This window comes from Mesorhizobium sp. M0016 (assembly GCF_040324035.1).
Taxonomy (GTDB): domain Bacteria; phylum Pseudomonadota; class Alphaproteobacteria; order Rhizobiales; family Rhizobiaceae; genus Mesorhizobium.
On sequence record NZ_JAMYVM010000004.1, the window covers coordinates 179,501 to 199,184 of the forward strand.

20 protein-coding genes are annotated in these 19,684 nt (G+C 62.9%); 9 read left to right on the top strand and 11 right to left on the bottom strand.

The genetic code is table 11. The features are described from left to right. Positions 1-114 precede the first annotated feature (114 nt). Together NKJ88_RS08210 and NKJ88_RS08215 are read right to left on the bottom strand one after the other, a co-directional pair. A complete protein-coding gene (locus tag NKJ88_RS08210; protein WP_023683012.1) occupies positions 115-1,302 on the bottom strand; it encodes a Gfo/Idh/MocA family protein in 1,188 nt (395 codons plus the stop codon). A gap of 18 nt (positions 1,303-1,320) precedes the next feature. Beyond that, the gene (locus tag NKJ88_RS08215) at positions 1,321-2,376 is read right to left on the bottom strand and encodes a sugar phosphate isomerase/epimerase family protein (protein WP_352443910.1); all 1,056 of its coding nucleotides are present in this window, start codon (positions 2,374-2,376) and stop codon (positions 1,321-1,323) included. A 399-nt stretch (positions 2,377-2,775) separates the two neighbouring features. Here NKJ88_RS08215 and NKJ88_RS08220 point away from each other — a divergent pair, with 399 nt between their 5' ends. From NKJ88_RS08220 to NKJ88_RS08240, 5 genes are all read left to right on the top strand, one after another. Next, a complete protein-coding gene (locus NKJ88_RS08220) occupies positions 2,776-3,663 on the top strand; it encodes a sugar phosphate isomerase/epimerase family protein (RefSeq protein ID WP_352443911.1) in 888 nt (295 codons plus the stop codon). A 9-nt stretch (positions 3,664-3,672) separates the two neighbouring features. Further along, on the top strand, positions 3,673-4,842 hold the full coding sequence (locus NKJ88_RS08225; protein ID WP_023683009.1) for a mandelate racemase/muconate lactonizing enzyme family protein: 1,170 nt from the start codon (positions 3,673-3,675) through the stop codon (positions 4,840-4,842). A gap of 2 nt (positions 4,843-4,844) precedes the next feature. Further along, positions 4,845-5,561 carry a FadR/GntR family transcriptional regulator gene (locus NKJ88_RS08230; RefSeq protein ID WP_023686625.1) on the top strand — a complete coding sequence of 239 codons (717 nt, stop codon included), beginning with the start codon at positions 4,845-4,847 and terminating at the stop codon, positions 5,559-5,561. A gap of 85 nt (positions 5,562-5,646) precedes the next feature. Next, a complete protein-coding gene (locus NKJ88_RS08235; RefSeq protein WP_352443912.1) occupies positions 5,647-6,627 on the top strand; it encodes an NAD(P)-dependent oxidoreductase in 981 nt (326 codons plus the stop codon). A gap of 3 nt (positions 6,628-6,630) precedes the next feature. After that, positions 6,631-7,011 (top strand): hypothetical protein, encoded by a 381-nt coding sequence (locus NKJ88_RS08240; RefSeq protein ID WP_023824650.1) that lies wholly within the window; start codon positions 6,631-6,633, stop codon positions 7,009-7,011. 8 nt (positions 7,012-7,019) lie between these two features. Here NKJ88_RS08240 and NKJ88_RS08245 read toward each other — a convergent pair whose 3' ends face one another. Next, entirely contained in the window at positions 7,020-8,327 is a 1,308-nt protein-coding gene (locus tag NKJ88_RS08245) for an amidase (RefSeq protein ID WP_023824651.1), read from the bottom strand. Positions 8,328-8,443: 116 nt separating this feature from the next. Between NKJ88_RS08245 and NKJ88_RS08250 the strand changes: the two genes are divergently transcribed. Further along, positions 8,444-8,791, top strand: coding sequence for a GFA family protein (locus NKJ88_RS08250; RefSeq protein WP_023669842.1), 348 nt, complete (start codon positions 8,444-8,446; stop codon positions 8,789-8,791). A 217-nt stretch (positions 8,792-9,008) separates the two neighbouring features. Next, positions 9,009-9,419, top strand: a complete 411-nt coding sequence (locus NKJ88_RS08255; RefSeq protein WP_027048960.1) for a DUF4437 domain-containing protein — start codon at positions 9,009-9,011, stop codon at positions 9,417-9,419. Positions 9,420-9,446: 27 nt separating this feature from the next. On the opposite strand, the gene NKJ88_RS08260 is transcribed toward NKJ88_RS08255, so the two are convergent. The 8 genes from NKJ88_RS08260 to NKJ88_RS08295 all read right to left on the bottom strand — a co-directional run bounded on the left by NKJ88_RS08260 (position 9,447) and on the right by NKJ88_RS08295 (position 17,508). Continuing rightward, a complete protein-coding gene (locus NKJ88_RS08260) occupies positions 9,447-10,238 on the bottom strand; it encodes an ABC transporter ATP-binding protein (protein WP_348524262.1) in 792 nt (263 codons plus the stop codon). An 80-nt stretch (positions 10,239-10,318) separates the two neighbouring features. After that, positions 10,319-10,759 (bottom strand): hypothetical protein, encoded by a 441-nt coding sequence (locus NKJ88_RS08265; RefSeq protein WP_023728570.1) that lies wholly within the window; start codon positions 10,757-10,759, stop codon positions 10,319-10,321. Further along, complete coding sequence (locus tag NKJ88_RS08270; protein ID WP_352443913.1) at positions 10,756-11,844, bottom strand: ABC transporter ATP-binding protein; 1,089 nt, start codon at positions 11,842-11,844, stop codon at positions 10,756-10,758. The genes NKJ88_RS08265 and NKJ88_RS08270 overlap by 4 nt, the downstream gene beginning before the upstream one ends. Before the next feature lies 1 nt (position 11,845). After that, the gene (locus NKJ88_RS08275) at positions 11,846-12,784 is read right to left on the bottom strand and encodes a carbohydrate ABC transporter permease (protein WP_023728572.1); all 939 of its coding nucleotides are present in this window, start codon (positions 12,782-12,784) and stop codon (positions 11,846-11,848) included. Between the two features lie 3 nt (positions 12,785-12,787). Next, positions 12,788-13,849, bottom strand: coding sequence for a carbohydrate ABC transporter permease (locus NKJ88_RS08280; protein ID WP_023835039.1), 1,062 nt, complete (start codon positions 13,847-13,849; stop codon positions 12,788-12,790). Positions 13,850-13,929: 80 nt separating this feature from the next. After that, positions 13,930-15,363 carry an ABC transporter substrate-binding protein gene (locus NKJ88_RS08285; protein ID WP_023728574.1) on the bottom strand — a complete coding sequence of 478 codons (1,434 nt, stop codon included), beginning with the start codon at positions 15,361-15,363 and terminating at the stop codon, positions 13,930-13,932. A gap of 46 nt (positions 15,364-15,409) precedes the next feature. Next, complete coding sequence (locus NKJ88_RS08290; RefSeq protein WP_352443914.1) at positions 15,410-16,522, bottom strand: ABC transporter ATP-binding protein; 1,113 nt, start codon at positions 16,520-16,522, stop codon at positions 15,410-15,412. A 302-nt stretch (positions 16,523-16,824) separates the two neighbouring features. After that, positions 16,825-17,508: a TetR/AcrR family transcriptional regulator gene (locus NKJ88_RS08295; protein WP_023669850.1), complete on the bottom strand. Its 684-nt coding sequence runs from the start codon at positions 17,506-17,508 to the stop codon at positions 16,825-16,827. 111 nt (positions 17,509-17,619) lie between these two features. Between NKJ88_RS08295 and NKJ88_RS08300 the strand changes: the two genes are divergently transcribed. Together NKJ88_RS08300 and NKJ88_RS08305 are read left to right on the top strand one after the other, a co-directional pair. After that, entirely contained in the window at positions 17,620-18,813 is a 1,194-nt protein-coding gene (locus NKJ88_RS08300; protein WP_352443915.1) for a Tm-1-like ATP-binding domain-containing protein, read from the top strand. Between the two features lie 13 nt (positions 18,814-18,826). Next, positions 18,827-19,681 (top strand): phosphoenolpyruvate hydrolase family protein, encoded by an 855-nt coding sequence (locus NKJ88_RS08305; RefSeq protein WP_352443916.1) that lies wholly within the window; start codon positions 18,827-18,829, stop codon positions 19,679-19,681. Positions 19,682-19,684 lie beyond the last annotated feature (3 nt).

A 19,684-nucleotide genomic window follows, 5' to 3' on the forward strand; every position in this document is an offset into this window, starting at 1 on the left:
CCCCGTTTGACGGCGCGCGCTGGTTTCTTTCGCACCTCGCACCATGCGCCCTCATTCGGCCGCTTCGCGGCCACCTTCTCCCCGAAGGGAGAAGAGACTTGGCGCCGGCGCTCCCTAAAGTTTCGTCCACGCCCCGTTCTTCTTCGATGACTTCACGCAGGCCTCGATGAACGCCATACCTTCGACGCCGTCCTGGATGGTCGGGAACACCACGTCCTTGCCCGGCTTGCCGCCCTTCTTGCGTGCCGCGCGGATCGCCCGCGCCGCCTCCTGGTAGATGTTGGCGAAGCCTTCGAGATAGCCTTCCGGATGGCCAGACGGAACGCGGCTGACGCGTCCCGCAACTGGCAGCGCGCCGGCGCCGTTGCGGGTGAGCAGCTGCTTGGGCTGGCCAAACGGCGTGTACCAGAGATAGTTCGGATCGGCCTGCACCCATTCCAGCCCGCCTTTAGAGCCATAGATGCGCAGCTTCAGCCCGTTCTCGTGGCCCGGCGCCACCTGGCTCGCCCAGATCATGCCCTTGGCCGGATGCACCTTGCCGACCGGCTTGAAGCGCAGCATGACATTGACATTGTCGTCGAGCAGTCGCCCCGGCACGAAAGCGTCGAGATCGGCCGACAGGGAATCGAGCTCCAGACCCGAGACGAAGCGCGCCAGATTGTAGGCATGCGTGCCGATGTCGCCGAGCGCGCCGCCCGCGCCCGCCTGCTTGGGGTCGGAGCGCCACGCCGCCTGCTTCTGGCCGGTGGCGGCAAGATCCTCGGTCAGCCAGTCCTGCGGGTACTCGGACTGAACGATGCGGATGTCGCCAAGCTGCCCCTTGGCCACCATCTCGCGCGCCTGCCGGATCATCGGATAGGCAGTGTAATTGTGCGTCAGCACGAACACCTTGCCGGTCTTTTCAACCACGGCCGCGAGCTTCTTGGCCTCGGCCAAAGTCGTCGCCAGCGGCTTGTCGCAGATGACGTGGATGCCCGCCTCGAGGAAGACCTTGGCCGCCGGCACGTGCACATTGTTGGGGGTGACGATCGCCACCGCCTCGATGCCGTCCGGGCGCTTGGCCTCGGCCTTGGCCATCTCGGCATAGGAGGCGTAGCTGCGCGCCGGGTCGAGACCGAGTTCGGCGGCGGAAGCCTTGGCGCGCTCGGGATTGGCCGACAGGGCGCCGGCCACCAGCACGAAGTCATTGTCCATGCGCGCCGCGATCCGGTGCACCGCGCCGATGAAGGCGCCTTGGCCGCCGCCGACCATACCATAGCGGATCGGGCCGCCCCCCGCTTCCGACTTCGATGCGCCGACCATGTCTTTCTCCTGCTTGTGTCAAATACCCATCATGGCGCGCAGCATCTTCTTGTCGGTGGTGCCGCCGGCGAAATCATCAAAGGCCTTTTCCGTCACCCGGATAATGTGGTGCTGGATGAAGGGCGCGCCTTCGGCCGCGCCGTCCTCCGGATGCTTGAGGCAACACTCCCACTCCAGCACCGCCCAGGAATCGTAGCCATACTGGGTAAGCTTGGAGAAGATGCCGCCGAAATCGACCTGCCCGTCGCCAAGCGAACGGAATCGCCCCGCGCGATTGGTCCAGCTCTGATAGCCGGAATAGACGCCTTGCCGCCCCGTCGGATTGAACTCGGCATCCTTGGCATGGAAGGCCTTTATCCGCTCGTGATAGATGTCGATGAATTCGAGATAGTCGAGCTGCTGCAAAAGGAAATGCGATGGGTCGTAGTTGATGTTGCAGCGCTTGTGGCCGCCAACCGCATCGAGGAACATTTCGAAGGTGGCGCCGTCGAAGATGTCCTCGCCGGGATGGATCTCATAGCCGACGTCGACGCCGTTCTCGTCATAGACGTCGAGGATCGGCTTCCAGCGCTTGCCGAGTTCGGCAAAGGCCTCCTCGATCAGCCCGGCCGGCCGCTGTGGCCAGGGATAGAGATACGGGAAGGCCAGAGCGCCGGAAAACGTCACCGAGGTTTTCAGGCCAAGATTCTTCGAGGCCTTGGCGCCGAACTCCATCTGTTCGACCGCCCATTTCTGCCTGGCCTTGGGGTTGTTGTGCACCGCAGGCGGTGCAAAGCCGTCGAACTGGGCATCATAGGCCGGGTGCACCGCCACCAGCTGCCCTTGAAGATGCGTCGACAGTTCGGTGATCTCGACGCCGGCATCCGAGCAGATGCCTTTCACCTCGTCGCAATAGGTCTTGGAAGATGCCGCCTTCTTGAGGTCGAACAGGCGTGCATCCCAGGTCGGGATCTGCACGCCCTTGTAACCGAGACCGGCCGCCCATTTGGTGATCGAGGCCAGCGAATTGAACGGCGCGGTATCCCCCGCGAACTGCGCCAGAAACAGCCCCGGACCCTTCATTGTCGACGGCATCGGCATCCTCCCAATTCATTTTTCCAAGGACCAAGCATAGCGCCTGATGAAAGCAGGGCCAGCCTCTTTGGTCTCTTTCGACGTGCATTCTCGTATCGGCATTCTGGTATTACCAAATACCGAAAATGGGTCAAGCCATTTGACTCACGCGCAAAGCTGCCAGGGCATTCCATTTTTGGCGATATATACCAGCATAATCAATACGGTACACAGATGCCGATATCGCATGGCGGCGGTTCTTGCCGCGCGACAAAAATTGCTGTAGACCTCCATTAGGGCCCAATTGGTCGAACCAGTTGCGCAAAAACGCTGGAGCGCCTTGGGGAGGAAACACGCGACGCGCCTTGTGGGGCGCATCGCAGGCGAACTGGCACAGACGAATTCTGGGAAGGATAGACCATGCATCTTTCGACGCACAACTGGATGCGCGCGGAACCGTTGGAGGTGACGCTGAAGCGCATCAAGAAATTCGGCTACGAGTCGATCGAGATTTCCGGCGAGCCCGAGCAATACAAGACCAAGGAGACCCGCGCGCTGCTGAAAGAATACGGCATCCGCTGCTGGGGGTCGGTGACGCTGATGCTGGGCGAACGCAACCTTGCCGCCAGGGACCAGGGCCAGCGCGAACGCTCGGTGCAGTACGTCAAGGACGTGCTGACCATGGTCAGCGAACTTGATGGCGAGATCATAACGCTGGTGCCCGCGACCGTCGGCAAAGTGGTACCGGACGGCACCGAGGAAGAGGAATGGAAGTGGGTGGTCGACGCCACCCGCGAATGCTTCACCCATGCCAAGAAGGTCAGCGTCAAGATCGCGGTCGAGCCGCTCAACCGCTTCGAGACCTATCTGTTCAACCGCGGCGCGCAGGCGTTGGCCCTGGCCGATGCGGTCAGCCCCGAATGCGGCGTCTGCCTCGACGCCTATCACATCCATATGGAAGAATTTAACGTCCATGACGCGATCCGTCAGGTCGGCAAACGGCTGTTCGACTTCCACGTCGCCGACAACAACCGCTTTGCCGCCGGCCTTGGCCAGATTGATTGGCCACGGATCGTGCAGACGCTGAAGGAAGTCGGCTATGACGGCGCGCTGACCAACGAATTCGTCGCGCCCGTCGACCGCACACCCGCCGCGCCCTATCCCGACATGGTCGACCGGAATCCGGTCGACATTTCTCCCGAACAGCTGAAGTTCATCCAGGATCACGGCTCCAGCGTGCTGACGGAGAAATTCTACACCGACCAGATGCGCATCACGGCCGAAACGCTGCTGCCGCTGATCAAGTAGCCGATCGGGATGCGCATCAAAACGGTCCAGGCGTGGTGGGTCCGCGTGCCGATTGAGGCCGCGAAGCAGCATCGCAGCGACTTTGGCCAGGTGACGACGTTCGACGCCGCCATCCTGCGCATTGAGACTGACGACGGGCTGATCGGCTGGGGCGAGGGCAAGAACGCCGCCGGCAGCGCCGGCAGCTATGGTGCGCTGGTCTACATGCTGAATCACGAGGTCGGGCCGCAGCTGATCGGCCGCGACCCCGCCGACATCGGCATGATCTGGGAGATGCTCTACAACGGCGTGCGCCATGACAGTGCCGCGCGCGCTGGCCATGCCATGCCGCAGCTGGCGCGGCGCGGCATGAGCATTGCGGCAATCAGCGCCGTCGATATCGCGCTCTGGGATATTCTGGGCAAGTCGTTGGGACAGCCGGTGTGGCGGCTCATCGGCGGCCGCAAGCTCGACCGCATGCCGGCCTACGCCTCCGGCGGCTGGGCTGCCGCCGACGCTATCGGCGAGCAGCTCAAATCCTACATCGCCAAAGGCGGCTTCAAGGCGCTGAAGATGCGCGTCGGCGCCATGGACGGCGCCCCGCACATTTCCGCCGCCCGCGTCCGCGCCGCACGGCAGGCGCTCGGTCCTGACGTCGAGTTGATGGTCGACGCGCACGGCACCTATACGGTGGCCGAGGCCAAGCGCTTCATCAGCCTGGCCAGCGATCTCGACCTCGCCTGGTTCGAGGAGCCTGTTATCGCCGACGACAAGGCTGGTATGGCCGAGGTGCGCGCCTCGGGTTCGATCCCGATCGCCACCGGCGAAAGCGAAGCGACGCGCTACGCCTTCCGCGATCTCGCGGTGCTGAAATCCGCCGATATCTTCCAGCCGGATCCGGCCTTTTGCGGCGGTATCAGCGAGGCGATGAAGATCGGCACCATCGCCAGTGCCTTCAATCTGCGCTTTGCCCCGCATCTGTGGGCCGGCGCCCCATGCTTCTTCGCCGGCCTGCATGTTTGTGCGGCCTCGCCTGCCAGTTTTACCGTCGAATATTCGCTCGGCGCCAACCCGATGATCCACGATCTTATCGAAGAGACTGTCGAAGCAAGGGACGGTATGATAGCGATCCCTGAAAAGCCGGGTCTGGGATTCACCATTTCGGAGCGGTTCCTGGAGGCGCACGCGCAACGCGGTTGACGATGAAAGAAAAGAACCTTCTCGCCGAGCTCGCCGCCTATCTCTTCGCCCATTCGGACAAGGAGACCGGCCGCACGCCTTCGGAGCGCGAACTGGCGGAGCATTTCGTCGTCAGCCGCGGCCAGATCCGCGAGGCGCTGGCCATTCTGGAGGCCATGCGCATCGTCGAGCGCCGCGCCAAATCCGGCATTTATGTCGACACCAGGCAGGCCAGTGTAGAAGCCTTGGCTCTTTTTGCCCGCGCGGGCCTGCCGCTCGATCCGGTGCAGATCTACGAGACCGTCGAACTGCGCAAGATCCACGAGATCAAGGCCGCCGAACTTGCCTGTTCGCGTGCCACCGAAGAGAATTTCGAACGCCTGCGGGAGATCCTGAAAGCCTCGGAGGAGTGCATCGCCGCCGGCGAAGGCCTCGCCAAGGAAGACCGCGAATTCCACCTCGAAATCGTGCGGGCGACCAAGAACGGCGTCTTCCACAATATCTGCAGTGTCTATTACCTGATGGGCGAGCAGCGGCTGCCGATCTACTTCAACGATCCCGAGCGCTCAGTGCGCTCGCATGCCGAGCATATCCAGATCTACGAGGCGCTGCTGCGTCGCGACGGCAATCTCGCCCAGGCGCTGATGAGCGCCCACCTGCAAGGCGCGGAAAGCTACTGGAAGGGGATCATCGAGGGCCGGGAGGCGCAAGCGCAAAGCCTGGCACTTGAGAAGGTCTAGTGCAATTCCAGGAAAGGTGTGAAACGGTTTTTCTGGGAAAAGCGCGCGGCGCTTTCCTTTGAGAATTGCGACTAGCGAGAGCCCCATGCCCAGAATCCTGTCGACGCACACGCTGCACCCGCGTGCCTCCGCCATGCTGGCGGGCGCCGGCGAACTCGTCGTCGCCTCAGCGCTCGATGCGGCAACGCTGACGGCCGAGGCGAAGCATGCCGACGTCATCATCGTTCGCGCACCGCTGCCGCCGTCGCTGTTCGAAAACGCCACGAAACTCAGAGCAGCGGTCCGCCACGGTGCCGGGCTCGACATGGTGCCGATGGAGGCCGCGGCCGCGGCCGGCGTGCTGGTCGCCAACGTGCCGGCGGTCAATGCGCGTTCGGTCGCCGAATATGTGATGTTCGCGGCCCTTGCCCTGCTTCGGCGCTTCCGTTCGGTAGACCGCGACTTGCGCGCCAAGGGCTGGAGTGCCGGCCGCGACCACGCCAGACATGCCAGCGAGCTTGCCGGCAAGACCATCGGCATCATCGGCTTCGGCGCCATCGGTCAGGCGGTCGCCCATATCGCCGCGCACGGCTTCGGCCTCGACGTCGTGGCGACGACCCGCAGCATGCAGCCGGCACCCGACAGGATCGGCTTCCTGTCGATCGATGCGCTGATCGAACAAAGCGACATCATCGTGCTCTGCTGCCCGCTGACGCCGGAAACGCGCGGCCTGATCAGCCGCGAACGCATTGCCCGCATGAAGCCGGACGCGCTTTTGATCAACATTTCGCGCGGACCGGTGATCGACGACGAGGCGCTGATCGAGGCCTTGCGCCAAGACCGGATCGGCGGCGCCGCACTCGACGTCTTTGCCACGCAGCCGCTGCCGGCAAACCATCCCTATTTCGGTTTCGACAATGTTATCGTCACCCCGCATATGGCGGGGATTACCGAGCAATCGATGATGCGCATGGGCGTGGGCGCGGCCGGCGAGACCTTGCTGGTGCTGGCCAACCGGCTGCCTGTCAATCTGCGCAATCCCGACGTGGTCGAGCATTACCGCAGACGGTTCCCGGCGGACGCGTGAACCATGTCCGGTTTTCGCTTCGCATCTCTGGTTCTCGCAGTGTCGTCGATCGTGGCCTTACCTTCGCTCGCGGCGGCACAAAGCAGCGATTATGTCTATTGCAGCAATGGGATCGTCTGCATGATGGCGCCCTGCCCGTCAGGCAATGCGCTGGATCTGACCACCGGCAATGTCGTTAAAGGCGTGGAGCTCAACACTACGGAATTGCCGCCGCTGGACAGATCGGCACCTGACCTCTCCGACAAGCTTTATGCTGGAAAACTCGTCGTCCGAGGATCGATCCAGCATCGCGGCCAGCCGAACGATCCGCCGATGCTGGTCGTTACCAAAATCGAACGCTCCTCCTCCAAGAAAAGCGAGCGCAAGCGCTGCGCGGCACGTTGACTGCCGACCTACGGCTCGCTGCCTCGGAGCAGCCGCTCGACTTCAGCCGCGATGCGCAGCAGATGGTGGTCGTGGCCATTGCGCGCCACCAGCATCAGTCCGGCCGGCAGCGTCATGCCGGGCATCGGCAGCGAGATCGCGCAGAGGTCGAACTGGTTGGCGACCTGGGTATTGCGCAGCAGCAGACCTTCGGTGCGTTCACGCAGAGCCGTATCCTCGGCCATCGAAACGATAGTCGGCGCTGTCACCGGCGTGGTCGGCAGAGCTAGCACATCGACCGAACCCAACCGCTCGTCCATGGCTATGCACAGTGCCGCGCGACGACGCATTGCCCTGATATAAACCGGCGTCGGTATGGCCGCCGCCCGCGACAGCGGCCCGCTGACATGGGGATCGACCGGCACCGATGCGCCCGTCGCCAGCCAGTCGGCATGGATTTCAGAACCTTCCATGGCCGCGATCGAGCCGCGTTTGGTGGCCAGGCGCAGATCGGCAATGAGGTCGTCGATCGAAATGTCCGTGAGCCACGCGCCTGCCTGCTCGATCCCGGCAAGGCTGCGATCGAACGCGGCGGCAATCTCCGTTTCCGTGTCTTCGAAAAGCAGGCCGCGCGGAATGCCGACACGAAGCCCGGCAAGCGCTAACGGCAGGTGCAGTTGCGGCATCTGTTCGCCCGTCATCGCGGCGTCAGCCAGGGCACACGCAGCAACACTCAGCGCCAGCGGCCCGATCGAATCCAGCGTCGCGGAAAGGGGATAGGCACCAGTCAGCGGCACGCGCCGCGCCGTCGGCTTGAAACCGACGACGCCGTTCAGCGATGCCGGGATGCGCACCGAACCGCCGGTGTCGGAGCCGATGGAAATGTCGCTCGTCCCCTCGCCAACGGACACGGCGGCGCCCGACGACGAACCGCCTGGAATGCGGCTGGTGTCGGCGGCATTGCCCGGTGTGCCGTAGTGCATGTTGTCGCCGATAGCGGTGAAGGCGAATTCGGTCATGTTGGTCTTGCCGATGATGACGGCGCCGGCCTGGCGCAGACGGCTGACGACCGCAGCGTCGTGCCGACGGGGCGCGGTGTCCCTCAGCATCAGCGACCCGGCCGTGGTCGGCTCGCCGGCGACATCGAACAGATCCTTGATCGACACGATGGTGCCGTCGAGCGGCCCGAGCGATACGCCGGCCTTCTTGCGCGCATCGGTGGCCTCGGCCGCTGCGCGCGCCGCCTCGGCATAGAGTTTGGTGAACACCTTCTCGCCTGCCGCGCAACTGGCAAGACGTGACAGGATGATCTCGAGACGATCGCGGATTGATTGCATGTCGATGTCGGATTCCGTCAAGGTGGAGCGTCTTTAAGGCATATGGGCCGCTAGGTCAGCGGAAGGAATAGCCCGGACAGCGTGCCTTTGCACCTGCCAGCGATAGGAAGGGACTGATGCTGTACAAAGGCAGCTGCCACTGCGGCAAGGTTGCGTTCGAATTCAAGGCGCAGCTGACCGGCGCCGTGCGGTGCAATTGTTCGATCTGCTCGCGCAAGGGCGCGCTGTTGGCCGCCATCCCGCATGACAGCCTGACGGTGCTGGCGTGGGGCGACGATCTCGGCACCTACACATTCGGCAATCATGCAATGGCGCATCGCTTCTGCCGCACCTGCGGCATCCATCCCTTTGCCGAGGATGTCAGTCAGGGCAGCGAACGCAGCGCCTACATCAACCTCAACTGCGTCGCCGATTTCGATCCCACCGGCCTGCCGGTCTTCGACTTCGACGGCCGCGCGGTCTGACCCTACGGTGGCCTCTCACCACAAAAGCAACGCCCCGAAAACCTTGATAGTTCTCGGGCCCGCTGCTTCAGCCAAGGATGGCTATCGGCTATTCGACGCGCTTAGGGCCGCGCGCGAACACAACGATCGCCGCCAGCAAGGTCGCAGCGCCACAATAGGCGAAGGCGCTGGCCACACCGGCATTGTCGACCACCAGGCCGCCGAAGACAGCGCGTTTCTGGCGCTCGCCGTTTCTTGCGTCTTTCCCGCTCGCGCCTTTGCCCTCGAGGACAGCTATCTCCCGGCCGACAAGATCCCCTATGTCGCCGAAGTGCCAGACCAGCCGCATCGCCTTGGCCCGTTGTGGGGTGACCGGGCCAAAGGCCCGGCGGGCACCTTGCTGAAAGTTCCCGGCAACTGGCGCGCGCCGGTTCATGCGCACACCGCCGACTATCGCGCGGTGGTCATCAAGGGACTGTGGGCGCATTGGCAAATGGACGGCGGCGAAGCGACGAAGGTCGAATTGCCGCCGGGATCCTACTGGACCCAGAAGGCCAACGAGATGCACGACGACGCCTGCCTCTCAGAGACGGAGTGCGTGATCCTGCTGATCAACGATACGCCTTACGAGACCTACTTCCAGAAATAGTCAGGCGGCGCCGTCGTTCGACCGCAACTAGCTGGCGTGCCGCAAGCTCACGCCGCTGCCCTTGTCGAACAGCACCACCTTGTCCTGATTCCAGGCAAAGCGCACCGGCTGCTCGATCTGGACATCGGTTCTGGCCGGCACCGTGGCGCGCAGCGTCGTGTCGCCGACCCGCAGAGTCAGGATCTTTTCCACGCCATGGTTCTCGACATCGTGGACGCGTGCCTCGACCGGCGCACCGCTTTCAAGATACACATCCTCAGGTCGAATACCGAAGACGAGCGGGCGACCGTCGGTCGCACCGCCCGCCTTGGCACCCCCAGAGAAAGGCAGTTCGAAATTTAGCGGCGCCATCACCGCGCGGCCGTTGACCAGCTTGCCATCGATCAGGTTCATCGGCGGCGAGCCGACGAAGCTGGCCACATAGGTATCGCGCGGATTGTTATAGATCTCGTGCGGCGTGCCGGTCTGGATGATGCGGCCATGGTTGAGCACGCCCACCTTGTCGCCCATCGACATCGCCTTGATCTGGTCGTGGGTGACGAACAGGAAGGTGGCGCCAAGCTGGATCTGCAGGTTCTTCAGTTCCGTGCGCAGCGCCTCGCGCAGTTTGGCGTCGAGCGCCGACAGCGGTTCGTCCATCAGGAACACGCGCGGCTTGCGCACGATGGCGCGGCCGATCGAAACGCGCTGCATCTCGCCGCCGGACAGACGATCGGTCTTGCGGTCGAGCAGATGTTCGATCCTGAGTGTTTTGGCGGCGCGGTCGACACGATCCTTGATCTCGGCGTCGGGTCCTCCGGTCAAGCCGGAGGATGACAGCGTGAGAGTTGAGAGGGCGACGCACACCGACCGTCGCGGACGGGCGCGAGCGCGACCTGCCGGATAGCGTCAGCTGCTGATCATCGCGCTGTCTTGTTGAGAGCGGTGACGATCAGCGCGAGAATCACCGCCGCGGCGGCGATTTCCCACACGAAAGCCTGCTTGTAGAAAGGCGGCGTGGCGAGCTGCGCCTTGCCGGCGAGAGTGTTGGGGTCCGGTGGATTGAGGAAGAAGACGCCGTAGAGATGCGCCGCCGTGATCGATACCAGCAGCGCAATGCAGAAGACCAGCGCCACGACCAGCGCTACGGTCACCACACTGCGCACCTTGACGCCCGGCTGGGCCAACGGCAGCAGGTTGTTGATGAGCCCGGCAAGCACCACGAGACCGCTGCCGACCGCGTACAGGCCGATGGAAAAGGGTTGAAAGATCAGCACCAGCGCCAAGACGCCGAGGCCAATGATGAAGAGCTCGAGGCGGAACGCGCCGGCGCGGCTCATGCCGGAAGAACTGTCGCTCATGACCGCACCGCCTTTCCGGCGCCATCGAAGACATGGGTTTGCCTGGGATCGGGGCGTAGATTCAGCGCCTCGCCGACCTTGACCCACTGGCTTCTCGTCACCACGACGCGGATGTCGGCGCCTGCCGCCGTGCGGGCATGAATAAGGGTTTCGGCGCCCATGGGCTCGATGAGCTCGGCTCTGGCGGAGATGGTGCCACGGTCCCCCGTATCGGTCACGGTGAAAGCACGGGGGCGGACACCGATCGTCACCTTGCCGGGCTGCAGGCGCGCGACCGCCGCGTCCGTGCGGATCGCCAGACTAATGCCGGCAACGGTCATGTCCGCCGTGCCATCGGCGAAGGCCTTGAGGTCGGCCTCGAGAAGATTCATCTGCGGCGTGCCGATGAAGCTCGCCACGAAAGCATTGGCGGGCTTGGCAAATACCTCGTGCGGTGAGCCGACTTGCTCGATCAGGCCGTCCTTCATGATGGCGATGCGGTTGGCCATGGTGAGCGCTTCGAGCTGGTCATGGGTCACGATCACGGTCGCTTTGGAGAGGCCCTGCAGCACTTCCTTGATCTGGCCACGCATGGTTTGGCGCAGTTCGACATCGAGACGCGACAAGGGCTCGTCGAAGAGGAAGCAATTGGGGTCGCGGACGATGGCGCGGGCCATGGCGGCGCGCTGCTTTTCGCCCTCGGATATCTGGTTCGGCAGCCGGTCGAGAACGTGCTCCAAGTGAAGGATCGCGGCGACGCGGTTGACGCGGGCAGTCCGCTCAGCCCCGGAAATGCCGTCATGATAGAGCGGGAAGGCGATGTTCTCGGCGATCGATGCCGACGGGTAGAGCGCGTAGAACTGGAACACCATGGCGATGTTGCGCTTTTCGGGCGGCAGTTTGTTCATCACCTTGCCGGCGACGACGACCTCGCCGTCAGTGACGCTTTCCAGCCCGGCGATGACGCGTAAGGTCGTCGTCTTGCCACAGCCGGACGGGCCGAGAAGGCAGACGACCTCACCGGCGGCCACCGACAGGTCAACGTCCTTGACCGCGGTGAAGGAGCCGAAGCGCTTGGTGACTTTGCGGAGTTCGATGGTTGACATCTCAGCGCTTCACCGTGCCGAAGGTAACACCGCGCAACAGATGGTTTTGCAAGAAGAAGGTGACCAGGAAGACTGGGACGAGGAACAGGGTTTCGATGGCGGCAAGCAAAGTCCAGTCGGTGCCGCGTCCACCCGACGACACGGCCTGGTTCATGGCGACCGGGACCGTCCTCGTGTCAGGCCCCGAGAGCAAGAGGGCGAAGAGGAACTCGTTCCAGGTGAGGATCAGGCCGAACACGAACGTGGCGGCGAGCCCGGCAATGACCTGGGGCAGGCAAATCTTGAAGAACACCCGCATTCCGGACGATCCGTCGAGGCGGGCGGCATCCTCGACGTCTGGCGACAATTCATCGAAGAAGCTCTTCATCATCCAGATGGTGAAGGCCAAGTTGAAGGCGGTGTAGAGCATGATGATGCCGAGATACGAGCCCGACAGGCCCACTACGCGGAACATCAGGATCACCGGAATGATCACCACAATCGCCGGCAGCATGCGCGTGGTCAGGATGATGAACAGGTAGGTGTCATTGCCTTTCAGCGGATAGCGCGAGAAGCCGAAGGCCGCCAGGGTGCCGATGACCAGCGCCAGCAGCACCGAAGCCGAGGCGATGAAGATCGAGTTGAAGAAATAACGGTCGAATCCTGTCGCTTCCGGGGCACCGCCCGACGTCATCGAGCGAGAAAAGACGGACCCAAAATTTTCGAGCGTGGGCTTGAACACAAAATGATCCGGAATCAAGCCGAACAGCGACGTGGGCGACAGCGTCGGAGGCACCAGAAGCGCGTCGCCCTGCGGTTTGAAGGCGGTGAATATGATGAACAGCACCGGCAGAAAATAGATAAAGGCGACGACGGCCACGGCGAGCGTCCGCCCCCAGCCGGCCTCGTCTACTCCGCTGGCCCTGCGGAAGCCGAGCTTTCCCAATATCGATTCGGTCACGGGTTAGGCTCCCTGCGTACGGCGGTTTGCGAGGTACAGGTAGAGGTTGGTGAGAACGATCACCATGAACAGCATCAGATAGGAGATCGACGCGCCCTCACTCGTCTTGTTCTGCTCGTTGGCGATGCGGATCAAGTGATAGGAGATCGTCAGCGTGTCGTTGCCGCCCTTGGTGAGGAGGATGACGAGATCCGCCAGCTTGAATGCCTCGATGGTGCGGAAGAGAAGGGCCAACATCAGAAGGCCGCGGATGTAGGGGAAGGTGATCATCCAGAATTGCCGCCAGCTGGAAATACGGTCGATGGCAGCGGCCTCGTAAAGGTATTTCGGCACCGAGACGAGGCCCGCCAGCACAAGGAGCATGACGAAGGGCGACCACATCCATGCGTCGGCGAAAACGATTCCCGCCACGGCACCGACTTTGTTGCTCATCAGGATGAACTGGTTGCCGGAGATGGAATTGATGACGTAGCTGAGAATCCCGAATGTCGGGTCATAGTAGTAGGTGAAGAACACGCCAGAGGCGACAACCGAAAGCATCATCGGTGTCAGCACCAGGATCAACAAATACTTGCGCAGCGGAAATTGCTTGGCGAACAGGATGGCCAGCAGAAAGCCGACGATCATCTGCGCGGAGACGGTGAACACGACGAACATGGCGGTATTGATCAGCGCGCCCCAAGTCGCGTGAGCAGCGAGATCGTTGGTAAGGATCCGGATGTAGTTCCCGAGTCCGACGAAGCGGATCGTCTGCTGGTTTGCCTGGTAGGCGAAGAACGAAAGGCCCAGCGACCACAGCAGGGGGAAGATATTCATCACAAACAGAACGGCGATTGCCGGAGCGACCAGCAAGGCGCCGAAGTAGTGGCGGCGATACGCGTTGACGGTAAATGCGGCCGCGACCAACGCCACCGCGGCGCCCACCACCCAGAAGGAGACAGCCGCAGGCAAGCCCGCCATTGATATGGCCGACACGACGACAGCGACAGCAATGGCGAGTTTCCAGTTGTGGGCAACAACCGCGGTAAGGCGTGGTGTCAGCAGCGTGCTTGAAACAGCGGTCATGAGAGTCCGAAATATGGAGCGCCTGAAGTGGCAATGACGGGGAGCGGCTTTTGCCCGCTCCCCGCAGCTATGTCGGAAGGTTACTGGATAAGACCATCGTTCTTCAGGAGGTCCTCCTGGAACTTGGCGATGTTATCCAAGGTGGTCTTGGCGTCCTGCTTGCCAGTGATGGCTAGGTCGTACTGGTCCTGCTGCTGGGTGAGCAGTTCGAAGAACTGCGGCACGTGCCACATGTCCTTCTGCCAGTCGAGCGAGTTCGCCCAGGCGCGGTCCCACGGACGATAGGTCACATACTTCGGATCGCTGTAGACCGACTTGATCGCGGACTGGCCGCCGCCGGCGGCGAACTGGTGCTGGATATCAGGCGAGAGCCACCACTTCACGAAGCCAACCGCTTCCTTGATTTGCTCAGGCGTCGTCCAGGTGGTGAGAACGAAAGGCTGTCCGCCGATCTGTGACGTACGATTCACCTTGCCGTCGGCACCGCGCAGGCCTGGCGCCAATCCGAACACCAGCTTGTCGGCAACCTTCGACGTCTTGGGATCGAGCGAGGCTTCGGCGAGACCGATCCAGTCGATGTTCATGGCCACCTTGCCTTCACGGAACAACTGGTCCGAGACGAAGATGTCCATGGTGCCGGTCTTGACCACCGGCGGCATGAACTTCAGCAATTTGAGGAAATGCTCCATGCCCTCGATGGACTTCGGGGAGTTTACGACGCCTTCGGCATGTCCGGTCGGGGCCTTGGTTTCATCCCAGATGCCGCCGCCATGCTCCCAGACGAACGTGTGGACCGAGCTCGTCGAGAAGTCGTAGCCTTTGCCTGCCTGATAGGCGATGCCATAGAAATCGTCATCCAGCACCTGGCCGGCGAGCTTGTCGCCCTTCTTGCGCTGGAAGAATTCGCCAACATGCTCGAACGTGTTCCAGTCCATGGCGTCGATTTCTTCGCCGGTGCAGGGCAGCTTCTCATTGTACTTCGCCTTGTAGGCGGCCTGCTCGTCGTTGTTGCAGAGCACGTCCTTGCGGCCGTAGGTGACCAGCACGTCCGGGAACTGCGGGAAGCCGTAGTAGTTCGGCGTGCTGTTGGGATAGGTCGAGTAGGCGTTGAGCACGGCGGGATGCATCGACTCCATCGTCGCCTTGAGTTCCGGGTCGGCATCGATGAGATCGTTGATCTTGCGGAAGTAGCCGCCTTCGACGAAGGCGCCCAGCCACTGCGAGTCCGACACGATGAAGTTGTACTTCTTTTCGCCCGAGGTCAACGAGGCGTTGACGCGGGTGTAGAAATCCGGCCACGGAATGAAGTCCACATCGAGCTTCACAGTATTGCCAGACTTCGGCTTGTACTGCTCGTCGAAGAACTTCTTCATAATGCGGGTCGGGGGCCAATCCGGCACCGCCATCGTCAACGTCACTTCTTCGGCAGAGGCATAGGTCACGCCTCCCACCAGTAGTGTGGCAGCGAAGCTTGCGGCTGTCGCTAGCCCTTTCAGTTTGGTCATCGCCGTCATTCGCGTTTCCTCCCTTGGTTAACCGGATTGCTTCTCGCCGTTCGAGTCAGGTCATTGCCTGGCCGCTCGCGGCGCGGAAGACGTGGATTTTCCTGTTATCGATGGCGATCGATGCCGAATCGCCGGTCCTGATGGTGGCGGCGATCGCTTCCGGCAGCACCATGCGCAACATCTCGCCGCCGGCCTCGACCGAGACGATCGTTATGTCGCCGAGCGGTTCGACCAGATGCACCTTCGAGGCAACCCCGGCTTCGCCCTTGGCGGCGAGCCGAATGTCGCTCGGGCGAATGCCGATCAGCGCGGCCTCGTTGGCATCGGCAGTCTTTGGCGCCGTCGCCGGAACCAGAGTCCCGAGCGGCGTGTCGAAAGATCTGGTGTCGGCGCGCACCGAGGCCGTGAACAGATTCATGTGCGGCGAGCCGATCTTGCTGGCGACATAGGTATTGATCGGCTGCTCGTAAAGCTCGTCTGGCGTGCCGATCTGGACGATGCCCCCATCGCGCATGACGGCGATCGTCTCGCCCATCGAGAGAGCCTCGAGCTCGTCGGGCGTGGCATAGATCACGGTCATGCCGAACTGGCGGTGCAGCCGCTTCAGCTCGGCGCGCGTCTCGTGCCGAAGCTTGGCGTCGAGATTGGTGAGCGGCTCATCGAGCAGAAGAATCTTTGGCCGGCGGATCAGGGAGCGGCCGAGCGCGACGCGCTGCTGCTCTCCGCCGGACAGGGTTGCCGGCTTGGCCTTCAGGCGGTGTGTCAGCTTCAGGATCTCGGCGGTCTCTTTCACCCGCTTGTCAATCTCGGCGCGCGCGGCTTTCTCCTCGCGCAGCGGGTAGGCGAGATTGTCATAGACCGTGAGGTGGGGGTAAAGCGCGAAAGACTGGAAGACCATCGAGATGCCTCGGCCGGCGATCGGCGCATGGGCCATGTCGCGGCCGCCGATCTCAAGCGTGCCGGAGTCGGCCTGGACGAGGCCGGCGATAGTGCGCAGCGTCGTCGTCTTGCCAACGGAGCTCGGCCCGAAGAGTACGAAGAAGCGGCCTTCGTCGACGGCGAAGCTCAGGTCGTTGATGGCGCGCACGGATCCATAGGCCTTGCTGAGCCCATCGAGGCGCAGCGCAATCCCCTTGCCGTCACTGGCGCGAGGCGACGTCTGCGTCACGATGCGCCACCTCGTGCGGACGGAACACGCGCCATCCGTATGATTCTCCTCGCCCTGCCGAAATGGACTGCGGCTGTCATTCTCGATCCGCCTTTTCTTTCCTGATCTGGTATTACCAATTTTGGATAGCCGTCAAGCTCTTTCTTGGATCACCACCGGACCTTGTATAACCGGATTTTTCACGTATCCGACTGTTTTCCCTGAATTTTCCTACTCGTTGATATAGGAGAGCCTTGTTTCGGCACTGCCATCCCGGTTAACACCAATAGTGGGCATCCAAATCTGGTCGAACCAGATTGGCGCTATTTCGCCAATGCCGCTGTCGGGGCCGCATCGATTTCAGCCGTTGATTCCGCCACCGCGGCGCGCACAAGGGCGCCCGCCGCCCATTGCGCGACCGACCGCATGCCGCGGCTATCGAGCTCCCATATATCCTTCAGCACGATCAGCACTTCGACGCCGAACATCATCGACAGCGCCTGTGCCAGTCGCTTGAACTCGCGCGGCGGCAGCCGGCCCTTGAGCGGTGCGATGGCGTCCTTCAGCAGCTGGACGCGATGTCCGCGCGTGAATTGCGGTTCGCCGTCCAACGTGCCCGCCTGCCGCTGCGCCCATTGGTCGAGCGACAGTTTCAGCGCCGCCTTGAAAGTTGCCTCGAAAGCCTCGATGCGCGGCATGGCGGTGTCGAACAGTTCGGCGACGCGGCGCCCGGCATCGGTGGACGTCGATTGCCAGGTCAGGATCGGCCCAAGCCCCTCGTCGACCACCGCCTGCACCAGGGCTGCCTGGCTTGGGAAATAGCGATAGGCGGTTGCGCGCGACACTTGCGCCGCCTCCGCGACTTCGCTGACAGACGGGGTGACGCCCGCCTGCATCAGCCGCGTCGCCGTCTCCAGCATCAGCCGTTTTGTGCGGGCCCGCGGGCCGCGTTCGGCAGCCTCGTTGGCGTCGTCGTTCCCAGCGGCTTGTTGACGTGAGACTTCCATGTCAATACGATACGCGCGTCTCAAAAAATTGCAATGACCTTTGCCTACCGAAAGGCCGGCAAAGGGCGACAGGCGGCCCGGCGCCGGTCGGCCGGTGACGGGAGAAACGCGATGAAGCGCATCTACGTGGTGGGCACAGCCGACACCAAGGGCGAGGAACTTGCCTTCCTGGCCGATGCTATTGCCGCCACCGGCAGTTCGGTTGCCCGTGTCGACATCGGAACGCGCGGCGCCACCGTGCCGGTCGATATCCCGGCCAGCGAGGTCGCGGCGCATCATCCGGATGGAGCCAGTGGCGTGCTCGGCATCGATGATCGCGGCACGGCAGTGGCCGGCATGGGCGCCGCCTTCACCAGTTTCATTCAGTCGCGCGACGACATATCAGGCGTGATCGGCATTGGCGGCGGCGGCGGCACGTCGATCATCACTGCCGGCATGCGCGCGCTGCCGCTTGGGCTGCCCAAGATCATGGTCTCGACGCTCGCCTCCGGCGACACCGCGCCCTATGTCGACGTCTCCGACATCATCATGATGCCATCGGTCACCGATATGGCGGGACTGAACCGGCTGTCACGCGTCGTGCTGCACAATGCGGCGCAGGCAATCGCCGGCATGGCCGCCAGGCCGGCGCCGACTGCCACCGGCAAGCCGGCACTCGGGCTCACCATGTTCGGCGTCACCACGCCTTGCGTGACCGCCATCGCCGACCAGCTGCGCGCCAACTACGACTGCATGGTCTTCCACGCCACCGGAACCGGCGGCCGCTCGATGGAGAAGCTCGCGGACTCGGGCCTGCTCGCCGGCGTCATCGACATCACCACGACGGAAGTCTGCGACCTGTTATTCGGCGGCGTGCTGCCGGCGTCGGAGGACCGCTTCGGCGCCATCGCCCGCACCAAGCTGCCCTATGTAGGCTCGGTCGGCGCGCTGGACATGGTCAATTTCTGGGCGCCGCCGACCATTCCCGAGAAGTTTAGGGGCCGGCTGTTCTACGAGCACAATCCCAACGTCACACTGATGCGCACCACGGTGGACGAATGCCGCGGTATAGGCGAGTGGATCGGCACCAGGCTCGCTCGCTGCGAGGGCCCTGTGCATTTCCTGATCCCCGAAAAAGGCGTCTCGGCACTCGACATCGAGGGCGGCGCCTTCTTCGACCCCGAAGCCGACGCCGTGCTGTTCGATGCCGTCGAGCGCACCATCAAGCCGAACGCCGCGCGCCGGGTCACACGCCTGCCGTTGCACATCAACGATCCGGAATTTGCCAAAGCCGCAACCGCGGCCTTCCTCGACATCGCCAGATAGTGAGAGCCAACAAATGCCCGCAATACCGCGCAAGGACATATTGAAGAAGTTCAAGGCGATGATCACCGACGGCGTGCCCATCGTCGGCGGCGGCGCCGGCACCGGCCTGTCGGCGAAGGCCGAGGAAGCCGGCGGCATCGACCTCATCATCATCTACAATTCCGGCCGCTACCGCATGGCCGGGCGCGGCTCGGCTGCCGGCCTGCTCGCCTATGGCAACGCCAACGAGATCGTCAAGGAAATGGCCTACGAGGTGCTGCCGGTGGTCAAAAAGACGCCGGTGCTGGCCGGTGTCAACGGCACCGATCCCTTCGTCATCATGCCGCTGCTGCTTGCCGAGCTGAAGACGATGGGCTTTTCCGGCGTGCAGAATTTCCCGACCATCGGCCTGTTCGATGGCAGCATGCGCCAGAGTTTTGAGGAAACCGGCATGGGCTTCGGGCTGGAGGTCGACATGATCGCCGAGGCGCACAAGCTCGATCTTCTGACCACGCCCTATGTCTTCAACCCCTACGAGGCGCGCGCCATGACAAAAGCCGGCGCCGACATCGTCGTTGCCCATATGGGAGTGACGACCGGCGGCTCGATCGGAGCCACGTCGGCCAAGTCGCTCGACGACTGCGTGGTCGAGATCGACGCCATCGCCAACGCGGCGCGATCGGTGCGCAAGGATGTCATCCTGCTTTGCCATGGCGGACCGATCTCCATGCCGGACGACGCGAGATACATCCTCGACCGCTGCAAGGGCCTGCATGGCTTTTATGGCGCGAGTTCGATGGAACGGCTGCCGGCTGAAGCCGCGATCGCCAGGCAGACGGCGGATTTCAAGGCCGTCACGCTGCACGACCAGAAGAAAAAGAAGGGATGAGAT

Bases quoted from the DNA above. Each gene is read 5' to 3' on its own strand.
- NKJ88_RS08210 (WP_023683012.1), bottom strand. From the start codon at position 1,302: ATGGTCGGCGCATCGAAGTCGGAAGCGGGGGGCGGCCCGATCCGCTAT.
- NKJ88_RS08215 (WP_352443910.1), bottom strand. From the start codon at position 2,376: ATGCCGTCGACAATGAAGGGTCCGGGGCTGTTTCTGGCGCAGTTCGCG.
- NKJ88_RS08220 (WP_352443911.1), top strand. From the start codon at position 2,776: ATGCATCTTTCGACGCACAACTGGATGCGCGCGGAACCGTTGGAGGTG.
- NKJ88_RS08225 (WP_023683009.1), top strand. From the start codon at position 3,673: ATGCGCATCAAAACGGTCCAGGCGTGGTGGGTCCGCGTGCCGATTGAG.
- NKJ88_RS08230 (WP_023686625.1), top strand. From the start codon at position 4,845: ATGAAAGAAAAGAACCTTCTCGCCGAGCTCGCCGCCTATCTCTTCGCC.
- NKJ88_RS08235 (WP_352443912.1), top strand. From the start codon at position 5,647: ATGCCCAGAATCCTGTCGACGCACACGCTGCACCCGCGTGCCTCCGCC.
- NKJ88_RS08240 (WP_023824650.1), top strand. From the start codon at position 6,631: ATGTCCGGTTTTCGCTTCGCATCTCTGGTTCTCGCAGTGTCGTCGATC.
- NKJ88_RS08245 (WP_023824651.1), bottom strand. From the start codon at position 8,327: ATGCAATCAATCCGCGATCGTCTCGAGATCATCCTGTCACGTCTTGCC.
- NKJ88_RS08250 (WP_023669842.1), top strand. From the start codon at position 8,444: ATGCTGTACAAAGGCAGCTGCCACTGCGGCAAGGTTGCGTTCGAATTC.
- NKJ88_RS08265 (WP_023728570.1), bottom strand. From the start codon at position 10,759: ATGAGCGACAGTTCTTCCGGCATGAGCCGCGCCGGCGCGTTCCGCCTC.
- NKJ88_RS08270 (WP_352443913.1), bottom strand. From the start codon at position 11,844: ATGTCAACCATCGAACTCCGCAAAGTCACCAAGCGCTTCGGCTCCTTC.
- NKJ88_RS08280 (WP_023835039.1), bottom strand. From the start codon at position 13,849: ATGACCGCTGTTTCAAGCACGCTGCTGACACCACGCCTTACCGCGGTT.
- NKJ88_RS08285 (WP_023728574.1), bottom strand. From the start codon at position 15,363: ATGACGGCGATGACCAAACTGAAAGGGCTAGCGACAGCCGCAAGCTTC.
- NKJ88_RS08295 (WP_023669850.1), bottom strand. From the start codon at position 17,508: ATGGAAGTCTCACGTCAACAAGCCGCTGGGAACGACGACGCCAACGAG.
- NKJ88_RS08300 (WP_352443915.1), top strand. From the start codon at position 17,620: ATGAAGCGCATCTACGTGGTGGGCACAGCCGACACCAAGGGCGAGGAA.
- NKJ88_RS08305 (WP_352443916.1), top strand. From the start codon at position 18,827: ATGCCCGCAATACCGCGCAAGGACATATTGAAGAAGTTCAAGGCGATG.